General features: G+C 38.0%; 15 protein-coding genes. 10 read left to right on the top strand and 5 right to left on the bottom strand.

Features of this window, described 5'->3' with window-relative positions; genetic code table 11:
- Positions 1–450 (top strand): M3 family metallopeptidase (locus ACI48O_RS03900; protein WP_435560419.1); only part of this gene is annotated, 450 nt, incomplete at its 5' end.
- Between the two features lie 68 nt (positions 451–518).
- On the opposite strand, the gene ACI48O_RS03905 is transcribed toward ACI48O_RS03900, so the two are convergent.
- On the bottom strand, positions 519–2,669 hold the full coding sequence (locus tag ACI48O_RS03905) for an ATP-dependent Clp protease ATP-binding subunit (protein WP_435560420.1): 2,151 nt from the start codon (positions 2,667–2,669) through the stop codon (positions 519–521).
- A 210-nt stretch (positions 2,670–2,879) separates the two neighbouring features.
- Here ACI48O_RS03905 and ACI48O_RS03910 point away from each other — a divergent pair, with 210 nt between their 5' ends.
- A complete protein-coding gene (locus tag ACI48O_RS03910; protein WP_435560421.1) occupies positions 2,880–3,932 on the top strand; it encodes a YkvI family membrane protein in 1,053 nt (350 codons plus the stop codon).
- A gap of 130 nt (positions 3,933–4,062) precedes the next feature.
- Here the strand turns inward: ACI48O_RS03910 and ACI48O_RS03915 are convergent, their stop codons facing one another.
- Both ACI48O_RS03915 and ACI48O_RS03920 read right to left on the bottom strand, forming a co-directional pair.
- The gene (locus ACI48O_RS03915) at positions 4,063–4,674 is read right to left on the bottom strand and encodes a CPBP family intramembrane glutamic endopeptidase (RefSeq protein ID WP_435560422.1); all 612 of its coding nucleotides are present in this window, start codon (positions 4,672–4,674) and stop codon (positions 4,063–4,065) included.
- Between the two features lie 189 nt (positions 4,675–4,863).
- Positions 4,864–5,052, bottom strand: coding sequence for a YkvS family protein (locus ACI48O_RS03920; protein ID WP_435560423.1), 189 nt, complete (start codon positions 5,050–5,052; stop codon positions 4,864–4,866).
- Positions 5,053–5,362: 310 nt separating this feature from the next.
- Here ACI48O_RS03920 and ACI48O_RS03925 point away from each other — a divergent pair, with 310 nt between their 5' ends.
- The 7 genes from ACI48O_RS03925 (at position 5,363) to ACI48O_RS03955 (ending at position 10,231) form a co-directional block, all read left to right on the top strand.
- The gene (locus ACI48O_RS03925; RefSeq protein ID WP_435560424.1) at positions 5,363–5,557 is read left to right on the top strand and encodes a hypothetical protein; all 195 of its coding nucleotides are present in this window, start codon (positions 5,363–5,365) and stop codon (positions 5,555–5,557) included.
- 137 nt (positions 5,558–5,694) lie between these two features.
- Positions 5,695–5,862, top strand: a complete 168-nt coding sequence (locus tag ACI48O_RS03930; protein WP_435560425.1) for a Spo0E family sporulation regulatory protein-aspartic acid phosphatase — start codon at positions 5,695–5,697, stop codon at positions 5,860–5,862.
- Positions 5,863–6,257: 395 nt separating this feature from the next.
- Positions 6,258–6,524 carry a phosphocarrier protein HPr gene (locus ACI48O_RS03935; RefSeq protein ID WP_435560432.1) on the top strand — a complete coding sequence of 89 codons (267 nt, stop codon included), beginning with the start codon at positions 6,258–6,260 and terminating at the stop codon, positions 6,522–6,524.
- A complete protein-coding gene (gene ptsP / locus ACI48O_RS03940) occupies positions 6,524–8,239 on the top strand; it encodes a phosphoenolpyruvate--protein phosphotransferase (protein WP_435560426.1) in 1,716 nt (571 codons plus the stop codon). Before ACI48O_RS03935 ends, ptsP begins: the two co-directional genes overlap by 1 nt.
- A 292-nt stretch (positions 8,240–8,531) precedes the next feature.
- Positions 8,532–8,993, top strand: a complete 462-nt coding sequence (locus tag ACI48O_RS03945; protein ID WP_435560427.1) for a hypothetical protein — start codon at positions 8,532–8,534, stop codon at positions 8,991–8,993.
- A gap of 105 nt (positions 8,994–9,098) precedes the next feature.
- Complete coding sequence (locus ACI48O_RS03950; protein WP_435560428.1) at positions 9,099–9,974, top strand: NAD(P)-dependent oxidoreductase; 876 nt, start codon at positions 9,099–9,101, stop codon at positions 9,972–9,974.
- A gap of 80 nt (positions 9,975–10,054) precedes the next feature.
- A complete protein-coding gene (locus tag ACI48O_RS03955; RefSeq protein WP_435560429.1) occupies positions 10,055–10,231 on the top strand; it encodes a hypothetical protein in 177 nt (58 codons plus the stop codon).
- Between the two features lie 75 nt (positions 10,232–10,306).
- Here ACI48O_RS03955 and ACI48O_RS03960 read toward each other — a convergent pair whose 3' ends face one another.
- Positions 10,307–11,458 (bottom strand): aminotransferase A, encoded by a 1,152-nt coding sequence (locus ACI48O_RS03960; protein WP_435560430.1) that lies wholly within the window; start codon positions 11,456–11,458, stop codon positions 10,307–10,309.
- A gap of 137 nt (positions 11,459–11,595) precedes the next feature.
- Between ACI48O_RS03960 and corA the strand changes: the two genes are divergently transcribed.
- The gene (gene corA, locus ACI48O_RS03965; protein ID WP_435560431.1) at positions 11,596–12,591 is read left to right on the top strand and encodes a magnesium/cobalt transporter CorA; all 996 of its coding nucleotides are present in this window, start codon (positions 11,596–11,598) and stop codon (positions 12,589–12,591) included.
- 256 nt (positions 12,592–12,847) lie between these two features.
- Here corA and ACI48O_RS03970 read toward each other — a convergent pair whose 3' ends face one another.
- On the bottom strand, positions 12,848–13,051 hold the full coding sequence (locus tag ACI48O_RS03970) for a hypothetical protein (RefSeq protein ID WP_435560433.1): 204 nt from the start codon (positions 13,049–13,051) through the stop codon (positions 12,848–12,850).
- Positions 13,052–13,428: the final 377 nt, after the last annotated feature.

Consider the following 13,428-nt stretch of genomic DNA (forward strand, 5'->3'; position numbering starts at 1 on the left):
GGTGCGTTGCTGTTCTTGCCATATGGAGTTGCGGTGGATGAATTTCAACATTGGGTCTATGAGAATCCGAATGCGACTCCGGCAGAGCGTAAGCGAGTATGGCGGGAGATCGAAAAGACTTATTTGCCTCATAAAGATTATGATGGTTTCTCATATTTAGAAAATGGAGGGTTTTGGCAGCGTCAAGCTCATATTTATAATTCTCCTTTTTACTATATTGATTACACACTTGCACAGATTTGTGCCTTTCAATTTTGGAAGCGATCAAGGCAAGATTGGGATGGCGCATGGAGTGATTATGTGAGGCTTTGTAAACTTGGCGGAAGTAAGTCATTTACCAAGTTAGTAAAAGAAGCCAATTTAGTCTCTCCATTTGAAGCGGGATGCGTCAAATCCGTTATTGATGAAATTGATAGTTGGCTCGAGGCAGTGGACGATGCGAAATTATAATTAAAAGAGGATAACACCGGGAGTATCAAACCCCGGTGTTATCCTTTTCTTATATCTTAACGATTTATTTATTTTGCTTTAATCATGATTTCATTGCTGGCTAATACGGCAATGAAGTTTCCACTTGTGACACCATCAAGGAGGATATCTGTAAGCTTATCCTCAAGCTGCTCCTGGATAACGCGACGAAGTGGACGAGCACCGAATGCAGGGTGGTAACCAAGTTCAACTAATTTTTCTTTCACTTCATTTGAGACCGTTAAAGCCAAGTTTTGTTCTTTAAGCGTGTTCTCCAATTCTTCGAGCATTAAATCAACGATTTTTAATAGCTGCTCCTTCTCTAATGATTTGAACTCAATAATACTATCAAAGCGGTTTAAAAATTCTGGTTTGAAAAATGAACCAAGTGACTCGAGAATGTTAGACTCTGTTGCTGCATTACTTTTATCAAAGCCAACCTGAATTTGTTTATGACCAACGCCCGCATTACTTGTCATAATGATAACGGAATCCTTAAAGCTTACCATGCGACCTTGGCTGTCTGTAAGTCGTCCATCCTCAAGAATTTGCAGGAACATATGCTGTACATCTGGATGTGCTTTCTCAATTTCATCAAGCAAAATAATGCAATATGGATTTCGGCGAACTTTTTCTGTTAGTTGTCCAGCTTCCTCGTGTCCAACGTATCCTGGAGGAGAGCCGATGATTTTTGAAACGCTGTGTTTTTCCATATATTCGCTCATGTCAAGGCGAATCATTGCATCTTTTACACCAAACAATTCCTCTGCCAATGTCTTTGATAATTCAGTTTTCCCGACACCGGTTGGACCAACGAATAAGAATGAACCAATTGGGCGATGCTTTGACTTTAAGCCAGCGCGGCTGCGTCGAATCGCTTTAGCCACTTTTGTCACTGCTTCATCCTGTCCGATTACTTTATTAGCAAGATTGTGTTCAAGAGATTTCATTTTATTTTGGTCATCCTCTTGCAGCTTTCCAACTGGGATCCCTGTTTTTTTCTCGATGATGGCTTGAATATCCTGTACATCAACGATTGGATGTAACACATCATTGTTTTCAGCTTTAGCCAATTTTTGTTCAAGGGCTGTCTCTTCATCTCGAAGTTTTGCAGCCTGTTCGTATTGTTCATTTTTTAAAGCCAATTCTTTTTCTTTACTTATTTCTTTTAAGCGGTTCTCAATTTGTGATGTATCGGGCTCAACATCGGTTTTTAGGTTAAGGATGGAACCAGCTTCATCTAATAAATCGATCGCTTTATCTGGAAGAAAACGGTCTTGGATATAGCGATGCGAAAGAGTGACGCATGCTTTAATCGCTTCCTCTGTATAAGAAACCTTATGGTATTGTTCGTATTTCGTTTGAATCCCTTTTAAGATTTCTACAGCTTTTTCGAGTGATGGCTCTGACACTTGAACAGGTTGAAAACGTCGCTCAAGGGCAGGATCTTTTTCAATTTTACGATATTCCTTCAATGTCGTTGCTCCGACGACTTGCAGTTCCCCGCGAGCGAGAGCAGGTTTTAGGATGTTTCCCGCATCCATCGAACCTTCAGCAGAACCAGCTCCGACTAACAAGTGAATTTCATCGATAAATAGAATGATATTTTTTCTTTGCTGTAATTCAGAGATCAGTTTCTTCATTCTTTCCTCAAATTGACCTCGAATGCCGGTATTGGACACGAGTGAGGCAACATCAAGCAAATATACTTCTTTACCAAGCAATTTGGCAGGAACAGAGCCCTCAGCTATTTTAAGAGCAAGCCCTTCGGCAATTGCCGTTTTCCCAACGCCTGGTTCACCGATTAACACCGGATTATTTTTATTGCGTCTATTCAAAATTTCCATCACGCGAGCGACTTCTTCATCACGACCAATTACAGGGTCAATTAGACCCGCTTTGGCAAACTGGGTAAGATTTCGACCAAATTGGTCGATAAACCCTCCGCCATTAGTTGGGAGAGCTTGTTGAAAAGGTTCGTTTACATTGTGCTCTTGGGATGAAGGGATTCCTGAAGATCCTTCAAGGAAATCTTCAAACGGATGGTTGAATCCATTTAGCCCGAATGAAGTTAAATTTCCAATCTTTTCACGTTCCTTTTTGAAACATTCCTCACATAAGAGGAGATGCCTTTTTTGACCATTGACATTAAGTTTCATTTGAATGGTTGCTTCGTTAAATTGACATTTGTTGCAAAGCATGTTGCATAACCTCCTATACATTTGTTTGATTTTGACTAACTTTGACCTTTCGTGTCTTCATTATACTTTGACCTTTTTTGACTTTCAAGTATTTTGTTTACAAAAAATTGTCTTTAACAAATTTAGTGGTGTTCGTTATGAATGTTTGAAAAAGCTCGTCTTTGTTTGTCCTAACCATCATATATATGGATAGGAAGGGGGAGGACGACTTTGAAACCAAGATGGAGTGCATCCTTTCAAATAGCAGCTGTATATGTGGGTACAGTAGTAGGTGCAGGGTTTGCCACAGGAAGAGAAATCGTCGAGTTTTTTTCTCGGTTTGGCTTCTTGGGGTTTGCAGGGATTTTTATAAGTGGTTTTATCTTGATATATCTAGGTGCTAAATTGATGAGATTGGCGGCCCTTGTAGGAGCAAAATCTTATCAGGAATTTAATGAGTTTGTATTTGGCAGGTTTTTTGGGCGAATCATTAACGCCTTAACATTGCTGATGCTTCTTGGTGTATGCGCAGTAATGCTCTCGGGTGCAGGGGCCATTTTTGAGGAGCAATTGAACTTCCCTAAGGTAGCAGGGGTTCTTATTACAATTTGTCTTTCCATTCTTGTTCTTATGATTGGAATGAAAGGCTTATTTGTTGTCAATATATTGGTTGTCCCACTGATGATTTCATTTAGTGTTATATTAATGGGAAAATCGGTCCAATCCCCTCATTTCTCAGAACAATTAATGGCTGTTCCTTTTTTAGCGGATGGCTGGAAGGCGGTCGTCTCACCATTTACGTATGCAGCATTTAATTTATTTCTTGCCCAAGCTGTATTAGTACCTGTTGCAGGAGAAATAAAAGATGATGATACGATTTTGTGGGGAGGTATCCTTGGGGGAATTGCTCTTACCTTAATCTTGCTAAGCAGCCATATTGTCCTGACGATGCTTCCTAAGGTGGAAACGTTTGAGGTTCCAATGGCAGTAATTGTGAAAAACATCGCTCCAAGCATATATTGGATTTATGTTTTCGTTATTTATGGAGAAATCTTTACCTCTGTAATAGGCAATGTTTTCGGGCTAGAGCGCCAGTTAAGAAAATATATAAGTCTTCCAAGTATTTCGATTGTTATCTTGATTTTTCTAAGTACCTATTTTATTAGTCTGATTGATTACGGGAAGCTCCTTTCCTATCTATACCCTCTGTTTGGTTATTTTAGTTTAGCTTTTATTGTTTTATTATGGCTTAAGCCGATCAATCGAAAAAAATTTTCCACATAAAAAGCACCGCTTTTTTGTAAAAGGCAGTGTTAAAGAACAATGTTGATTGGAGCACCTGGAGCGGAAATCAACAAACAATTTAGCTAAGCCTAGTAATAAAATAAGCAGCCTTTCAAGAAGAAAAGGCTGCTTATCTAAAGGGCATAATGACAAATAAAAAAAGATCAAATACTAAGTGGGATACAATTACTAGCGGCATACTTCTTCTCCAGGCATAAAGCCAGCCCCAGACCAAACCTGCTACTAGAGCAGCAAATGGGAGCATAATTTGGTTGGAATAAAGATGTACAGATGAATACATAATAGCGGATACTATAATGCTTGTACCATTATTCGTAAACGAAAGCAGTCGTTTTTGGATAAATCCACGCCAAAAAATTTCTTCCCCCGGGACAATGACTAATATTAACGCTAAATAGTGCCAAAATAAATCGGGACCAAACCTTTTGTAAAGGGAGGTTACCTGTTTCATTACTGGAATATGGAAGAATTCAATCAATTGATTCCCTGCCCAAAAAAGGAAAAAAAGAAGAGTCCCCGATAAAATTCCAATAAAAAGGTATTTGACTAAGGATAACTTATCGTCCAATTTATCCTTAGCTACTACATAACAAATTAATAGCAGCATCGTTGCAGTGAAAAAATACCAAAAAACAGCTTTATCAGAAAAAGTAAAAAACATTAATAAATGCGCTAAAAGGAACCCACTTATGAACCGAACATCGAGAGCGGATTTGATCATGTTTAACCCCCTTACAGCAATTATTCTTTATTGTAACAAAATCCCTATTGAATATGCACAGGGAAATGTTCAGTAAATAGGTTTGTAGATTTTAGGGGAAAATAAATCTGCCAACAAACAATGATTTTACCACGATTCGGTCCATAAAATAAATAAATCCGCCAAATAAAAGCAGTTGAAAACTGCTTTTTATATGGCGGACTCTTTTATGATTTTATAGTTTTTGTGATTTACAACGGTTCTTTGGTCAAGTTCGAGATCGCGATAATTATCCATATAAGTTAAATCAACTATTACTGAATTTTCATTAACTTTTTCAACTATCCCTTGTAAGCCTTCTCTAAATTCAATAACATTCCCAACTTTAGCTCTTTTCAAATTACCTCTCTCCCTTGTCATCATAATTATGTTACTTAACAGTTTGCACTACTTTTTCCAATTCGTAAATAATTTTAAGCCATTTTTGTGGATAATTTTTGGGCGTTTTTAGAAATTCGACAATAATATTCACAGACTTACAACATTCAACATTTTTGGATAATGAACGATCCATCAACCATAAGTGAACAAAAATGTAGATAGACATTGCGGATAAATTTTTATAAGATAAATGAAATATTACTGTTTTAAGAAGACTATTTAGTTTGAACGTATCTGATTGTAGAATTTTTTAGGTTAGGTGATTTGAATGAACGAAGAAACGATTAATGAGAAATTAGAAAAACTAAAAAATAAGGAATTAGCAGAACTTTTTGTGGAAAAGGCAGATTTTTTATCGGTGCGCAAGGTTATTGTCAATCGGAGTGATTTTAAACATTTTCGCGGAACAGCCTTAAGAGGTGGAGACGTTCTTTATCAGTATTTAGATGAACCTAGAAGTTAAATAACCATATTACTTCTAATAATATATGGCAAAACTGAGTTATTTTGACTAAATATTTTGATTTATGTGACAAAATACCTGGTTTTTCGGACCTGTTAGGGTGTAAAATAGAACAAAAAGCCTAAGAGGTGACAAACATGATTTTTTTTGAAACCAAAGATGAGCTTTTATTTTTAATAGAACACAAAAGAAGTGAAATGGTCTTAGAGGCAGCTAGGTCAGGATTCCTAAGCCATCAAACAATAAAGAGAAGCAAAGAGTTGGACGAGTTATTGAATCTGCATTATCAGTTATGGGGACATTAATTGAATAAAATAGCGACATTGTTATTTTAAAATAATATTACATGGTTTTGTTTTTTGTGTATGAAGGTAAAATTGAAAGCGGTTTATAGATTGAAAATTGAATTTTCAATAAAAAACAGACTTTTTTATTGTCGAAGCATGCCGAAAAATGATATTCTTTTGAAAGGAATATGCTCAGTCTTACACATAAAATTATTCATTTTATTACATAAGTGTCATACATGAATAACTTTACATTGGAAAAAATAAGTGAAGTTATTGATATCCCGGTTTGTTTATTTTTTTAACTAATATGGGCTTTGTTGACTAAAATAAATGAATGTTTTTAAAGAATGAACGCATTTTCCAATTAAAATTAAATCCACCATAACTGACGGAAAAGGAGTAGGATGATAATGGTTGAAAAAAAATATAAGGTAATTGCAGACACAGGAATTCACGCTCGTCCAGCGACACTTTTAGTTCAAACTGCGAGCAGATTTAGTTCAGATATTCAGCTTGAATACAAAGAAAAAAAGGTAAACCTAAAATCGATCATGGGCGTTATGTCTTTAGGAATCGGTCAAGGTGCAGAATTCACAATTATCATTGATGGCAGCGATGAGCAAGAAGCGTTACAAAGCTTAGAAGATACTTTAACAAAAGAAGGGTTAGCTGAATAATGAGCTCATTAATGGGAATTGCGGCGTCAAGTGGGATTGCAATAGCTAAAGCCTATCGATTAGTTGAACCGGATCTATCTTTTTCTAAAAAAACCGTTGAGAATGTTGAACAAGAAGTGGAGCGCTTCCGTGCAGCCATTGCTAAAGCAAAGCTGGAGCTAGAACAAATTCGCGACAAAGCACATCAAGAGCTTGGAGCCGATAAAGCTGCGATTTTCGAGGCCCATCTACTTGTCTTAAGTGATCCAGAGCTTGTAAATCCAATTGAGGACAGCATTAAATCAGAAAAAATTAATGCAGAGCCAGCTCTTAAAAACACTGCGGATATGTTTATCTCTATTTTTGAGCAAATGGATAATGAGTACATGAAAGAGCGTGCTGCAGATATTCGTGATGTGACGAAGCGTGTGCTTGCTCATCTACTTGGTGTTGCCCTTGTAAATCCAAGTATGATTTCTGAGGAAGTCATCATCGTTGCAGAGGATTTGACTCCGTCTGATACTGCTCAATTAAATCGTCAATTTGTAAAAGGGTTTACAACTGACATTGGCGGAAGAACGTCTCATTCAGCCATTATGGCTCGTTCAATGGAAATACCAGCCGTTGTTGGTACAAAGACTGCAACTGAAACCATTAATAATGGTGACCTGGTTATTGTTGATGGTTTGAGTGGGGAAGTTCACATTAATCCTTCCAGTGAACTTGTAAAGCAATACGAACAAAAGCATGCTGATTTTGAAGCGCAAAAAGCAGAATGGGCAAAGCTTGTTAATGAAAAAACAACTTCAGCAGATGGCCATCATGTAGAACTAGCTGCTAATATTGGGACACCTGGTGATTTAGTTGGAGTGGTCAATAATGGTGGTGAAGGCGTAGGTCTTTATCGAACAGAATTCCTTTACATGGGAAGAGATCAACTTCCGACAGAGGAAGAGCAATATGAAGCTTATAAAGCTGTATTAGAAGGTATGGCAGGTAAGCCTGTTGTGGTACGTACGCTTGATATCGGTGGAGATAAAGAACTTCCATACTTAAATCTTCCGAAGGAAATGAATCCGTTTCTCGGCTTCCGTGCGATCCGGTTATGTCTTGAGGAACAAGGAATGTTCCGTACTCAAGTTAGAGCTCTTTTGAGAGCTAGTACTGCTGGGAATTTAAAAATCATGTTCCCGATGATTGCAACTTTGGACGAATTCCGTCAAGCTAAAGCGGTTCTTGATGAAGAGAAACAAAAGCTTGTGAATGAAGGGATTGCTGTATCAGACAATATCGAAGTTGGAATCATGGTAGAAATTCCGTCAACAGCGATTATTGCTGACCAATTTGCTAAGGAAGTAGATTTCTTTAGTATTGGAACGAACGATCTTATTCAGTACACAATGGCAGCTGACCGTATGAATGAACGTGTTTCATATTTGTATCAGCCCTATAATCCATCCATCTTACGCTTAGTTAAAATGGTGATTGACGCTGCTCATAAAGAAGGTAAATGGGCAGGTATGTGCGGTGAAATGGCAGGAGATGAAACCGCCATCCCAGTTTTATTAGGCTTAGGCTTAGATGAATTTTCAATGAGTGCAACGTCTATATTAAAAGCTCGTTCACTGATTAAACGCTTAAATAAAGCGGATATGGAAAAGTTAGCAAATGAAGTATTACAAATGAGAACAACGGCTGAAGTAATCGAAGCGGTTGAAAAGGCAACAAGTAAATAATCATTTAGGTAGAAGTCGATTTATGATCGGCTTCTTTTTTGTTGGCTTTGTTTAAGAACAATGTTGATTTTGAACACTCTGTTGATTGGAGCGGAGGGTGCGAGACTCCTGCGGGAGAAGGTGTCACGGGAGACCCCACAGGCGCTATGGCGCCGAGGAGGCTCCCGGACTCCCCCGCGGAAAGGGAGCGCCTGAAGCGGAAATCAACAGCCAAATATTACAGAGCTTTTTCGTTAAATATGATTATCCAATCTGGGAAAAGGAAATGGTGGGAGGTAAGGAGGTTTTTTATATGTACAAGAAAAGATTTCCATTTTCCCTTCTAATAATAGGGATCATTTTGATTGCTGGCTGTTCGCCCATTTCTGAACAGCTTATCGCAAATCGGAATGCAGAGGCCGTACTTACGAAAAAGAATGAGCTCCAATTCCGCTTTAAAATTCATGATGCAGTGTTAGCAGACGACCAAACATATAAAGTAAAGGTGAGCATTCATCATGAAGAATTGGCGCAAGCTTTAGGAACGAAAGAATTAATTTATGGAGAAGACATCGTTTATTCAGGGGAATATTTAGAAGCCGCGAAGGACGGAGAGACGTTTATTTTGATGAATCCGATCTCACTAAAGAAGGACCTTCATCCATTTGAAATTGAGAAAATGATCGTCAAAGAGCAAGCGATCACCGTTGAGGTTTTTAATGATGAGGAGATTTTAGGTAAGGCATTGCTAACCAAATTTTCAACAGAGTTATAATGGTGAAGCACAACGATAATATGAAAACAGAATTTTGATGTGATTTCCACTATGCCCAAAAACTGTTAAAATGAATTTATAATTGTTGAGAGGAGAATCGAGTTCATGTTCCAACCAAATAACACAGTCATAGGTTTTATCGGTACAGGAGTAATGGGGAAAAGTATCGCAGGTCATTTATTATCAGCAGGCTATCCATTAATTGTATACACAAGAACGAAGGAAAAAGCAGATTCGTTGCTTCAAAAAGGAGCAAAGTGGGCGAGTACACCAAAGGAACTTGCTGAACAAGCAAATGTTATTTTCACAATGGTTGGCTACCCAACTGATGTAGAGGAAATTTATTTAGGGGAAGCTGGGCTAATTTCAAACGCAAAGGAAAATACATATTTAATTGATATGACGACCTCTACCCCATCATTAGCCATTAAAATTAATGAAGCTGCAAGCCAAAAAGGATTGCATGCATTAGATGCCCCAGTATCAGGCGGCGATATTGGAGCTAGAGATGCGCGACTCTCGATAATGGTCGGCGGGGAACATGAGGATTTTCTAAAGATTGAGCCGATTCTTAACCTCGTTGGAAACAATATTGTCTATCAAGGTAAGGCAGGTTCCGGGCAACACACGAAAATGTGCAATCAAATCACGATTGCTTCCAATATGATTGGTGTTTGTGAAGCGCTGGTATACGCCAAAAAAGCTGGCCTTGATCCTGAGAATGTGTTGAAAAGTATTTCATCGGGTGCGGCTGGAAGTTGGTCCTTATCCAATTTAGGTCCAAGAATGGTAAAGGGCGATTTTGAACCTGGTTTTTATATTAAACATTTTATTAAAGATATGAACATTGCTTTGCAAGAGGCTGAGGCAATGGGAATGGACACACCTGGTTTAGCACTTGCTAAGTCTTTATACGAAAAGTTAGTTGAGCAGGGAGAAGAAAATAGCGGTACCCAAGCTCTCTATAAATATTGGGAGTAAAAGTTATCTGAATTTGCCAAGTATGAATCCATCCGAATTATCGAAAATAAGCATGTAAAGATAATGAAGGAGGAAAAGAAATGGCAAAGAGAACAAAAAAGAATGACCCACAGCAAAAAAATAAAAAAGGGTTTGATTCAGCCGTAATAAACGCAGAGTTCGCACATGAAATGGGCAGCGCTGCAACCAATAAAATTCATAAAGATAAAGCAAAAAAAGAAAAAGCCCCAAAAAATAACGGAGAATATCATAACTAAATTAAAAAAGGTCAGACACATCATCGTATAGGAAGTCTTATCCTATTTGGTGAAGAGTGTCTGACCTTTCAAATTTTATAGATATTTTTCTAAATATATTTCTAATCTGTTTAAACCTTCTTCAAGGGTTTCCTGTGAATAAGCATAAGAAATCCGGAAATACCCTTCACCCAGTTCAGAGAATGCACTTCCTGGGACAACCGCGACTCCCACTTTTTCAACAAGAGAAAGGGCGAAATCAAAAGAATTTAGTTCTGTTTTAGGATTTTTAACAAAGAAATAAAAACCGCCATCTGGTTTGATTACCTCAAGATTCATGCTAACCAGACGCTCAAAAACGTAATCTCTCCGTTTTTGATACTCGACTTTCATCGGAATGGCATCATTTATTCCATTTGTTAACGCCTCACAGGCTGCCATTTGGGAAATGGAACTTGCACAAGTAACATTATATTGATGAACCTTAATAATATGTTTGGCAATATTTTCGGGAGCGTAAATCATCCCAATACGCCAGCCTGTCATCGAATGTGATTTAGAAAGCCCGTTGATTACGATTGTTTTTTCTTTAATAAATCGTGCAATCGAAACATGAGCTTGTTCAAATGATAGCTCACTATATATTTCATCCGCTAGAATAAATATATCCCGGTCTTTAATAAGGTCAGCAATTTCACTCAGTTCTGCAGCTGTTAAACTAACCCCAGTCGGGTTTGACGGATAAGGCAAGACGATACAGCGGGTAGCATCAGTGATATACTTCTTAATTACTTCCGCCGTAAATCTAAACTGATGATCACGAATATCCGCCAGGATTGGGGTGGCTCCGCATAATCGGATAATTGGTTCATAGCCAGGATAGACGGGTCCCGGTAAAATAACCTCACAATTCGGCTCCAATATGGTTCGAAACGAAACATCGATTGCTTCACTGGCACCCGTTGTGATGATTACTTCTGTCTCAGGATTATAAGTTACATCATATTTTGTTTGATAAAAATTAGCAGCAGCCTTTCGTAATGCTATCGTTCCAGCATTATGAGTGTACGAGGTTACATTTTCATCGATGGCTTTCTTTGCAGCCGCCTTAACATGCTGAGGGGTGGGGAAATCTGGTTGACCAATCGTTAACGAAATCATATCCTTTGTGTCCGCCACCATATTAAAAAATTTTCGTATTCCCGATATTTCAATTTCCTTTACTTTTTTGTTAATTAAATGTTCCAAGTTCGTCATCCTTCCAATAATCATATCCATATTCTATCATGTTCATTGCCTGGACTGACCTTCAATTTAACTATATACAATAATTTTTTGTAAAACAAAGATGATAAGGTAAAATGGGGAAGGATGGAGGTGCTACGATGATTCGGGTGTGTGCATTAAGAGAGGACGATGTATTACTTTACGATTTGTCATTAAAAGAAACGAAGCTAAAAAATATTAAATGGTATTGGGTCGATTTTGTAAATCCAACACCTGAAGAAGCAATCCTGTTAAATAGTTTTTTCCAATTTCACCCACTATCAATAGAAGATACTTTGGATGAATTAATCCAGCGTCCTAAAATCGATTTTTATGACAACTATATTTTTCTTGTTCTTCACGCTATTCATCAAGAGTCTTTAGCACAGTATGAGGTGGATGTTTTTGTTGGCGAACGATTCATTGTTACTTATCAACAAAAGACCGTCCGAAATCTAAACAACTTATGGGATCGAATCCGAAAGGAAGAAAGCTTTACGCAAGGACCGTTTTACATTCTTCATGCTGTAATAGATACTCTCGTTGATGATTATTTTCCTCCGGTTTATCAAATAGAGGACCGGCTAAATTCGATTGAAGATAATTCAGAGAACGAAACGATTCATGTGATGATAGAGAAATTATTTGATATTAGAGCGGATTTAGCTAAGTTAAGACGAACAGTCAATCCAATGAGTGATTTGCTTTATCGAATTAATCATTCAGAACGATTAAATCACCTGAAGGAACATCGTTTATATTTCCAAGACGTTTATGACCATTTATTGAAATTGGTTGAAATGCTCGATTCCTATCGCGATTTCTCATCAGACATTCGCGACAGTTATTTATCCGTTAATTCAAACACAATGAACAGTATCATGATGACGTTAACAGTTATTACCACGATCTTTATGCCTCTTTCTTTCATTGCCGGTGTATATGGAATGAATTTTGAACATATGCCTGAGCTTCATTGGGAATTCGGCTATTTCATGGTTCTTGGCCTAATGGCACTGGTAGCCATGCTCATGTTTTATTATTTTCGAGCAAAAGGATGGTTTAGACTTGGGAGGGTCAGAGAACGGAAAAAAAGAAAGATCAATATACGTTAATTATAAATTGGCTGTGTTAAAGCTCAGTGTTGATTTTTTACGCAATGTTGATTGGAGCGGAAGGCGCTTGACTCCTGCGGGAGCAGCGGGACAGGCGAGACCCCGCAGGTGCTTTAGCTCCGAGGAGGCTCACCGCCCGCCCCGCGGAAAGCAAGCGCCAGGAGCGGAAATCAACAGTCAAGTTTAACACAGCCTATATATTAAAGAAGAGGCTGACTCATTTGAGTCAGCCTCCTATTTTAATTTAAGTTTATCGTTAGTATCCATATGCCCAATCCACTTCTTCAGCATGCCAAAACACTGGTGAGACCTTTCCAAAATCAACCACATTGTTTTCAACCTTACAGTTACAATGTGAACATCCACACTGCTGTTTGATTGTTTCATATACTTCGTGATCTACGTTTTCAATGACTGTCACTTTTTGATTTGGTTGAAAAAGGATGGCTGTTCCTTTCATCAAAAATCGCTCCTCGTATTAAATAATGACCAAAAACCGAAAAGGGAACTTGAAATATTCAGTACTTCTGCCAAAATGTACCTTCGTTACGTCTGTATTGTATTCCTGTTTTTGAGAAAGGTCTATATATAGAAGTAAATGTTCACAAAACTATCAATAAATTGTGATATAAATCGCAATTTTCAATCAAGCTATGATTATGGTCACTAAAACAAACCGTCCTTTTGAAGTGAAAAATAGAAAGCGGGTAACCCAGTTGAAAAATTGGTTACCCGCTTATTTGTGCGCCCGGCATGGGCTATAACTTGGTGGTGAAAGTCCACTACAGGCTTGGCAGTAGGAACTGTTAGCCAATGGCAAGGGTGTCCATCGTGAGG

It is taken from the genome of Neobacillus terrisolis (assembly GCF_051233475.1).
GTDB lineage: Bacteria > Bacillota > Bacilli > Bacillales > Cytobacillaceae > Bacillus_BU.

Coding starts and splice junctions, on each gene's coding strand:
- ACI48O_RS03905 (WP_435560420.1), bottom strand. CDS start 2,669: ATGCTTTGCAACAAATGTCAATTTAACGAAGCAACCATTCAAATGAAA.
- ACI48O_RS03915 (WP_435560422.1), bottom strand. CDS start 4,674: ATGATCAAATCCGCTCTCGATGTTCGGTTCATAAGTGGGTTCCTTTTA.
- ACI48O_RS03925 (WP_435560424.1), top strand. CDS start 5,363: ATGAACGAAGAAACGATTAATGAGAAATTAGAAAAACTAAAAAATAAG.
- ACI48O_RS03930 (WP_435560425.1), top strand. CDS start 5,695: ATGATTTTTTTTGAAACCAAAGATGAGCTTTTATTTTTAATAGAACAC.
- ACI48O_RS03935 (WP_435560432.1), top strand. CDS start 6,258: ATGGTTGAAAAAAAATATAAGGTAATTGCAGACACAGGAATTCACGCT.
- ptsP (WP_435560426.1), top strand. CDS start 6,524: ATGAGCTCATTAATGGGAATTGCGGCGTCAAGTGGGATTGCAATAGCT.
- ACI48O_RS03945 (WP_435560427.1), top strand. CDS start 8,532: ATGTACAAGAAAAGATTTCCATTTTCCCTTCTAATAATAGGGATCATT.
- ACI48O_RS03950 (WP_435560428.1), top strand. CDS start 9,099: ATGTTCCAACCAAATAACACAGTCATAGGTTTTATCGGTACAGGAGTA.
- ACI48O_RS03955 (WP_435560429.1), top strand. CDS start 10,055: ATGGCAAAGAGAACAAAAAAGAATGACCCACAGCAAAAAAATAAAAAA.
- corA (WP_435560431.1), top strand. CDS start 11,596: ATGATTCGGGTGTGTGCATTAAGAGAGGACGATGTATTACTTTACGAT.
- ACI48O_RS03970 (WP_435560433.1), bottom strand. CDS start 13,051: ATGAAAGGAACAGCCATCCTTTTTCAACCAAATCAAAAAGTGACAGTC.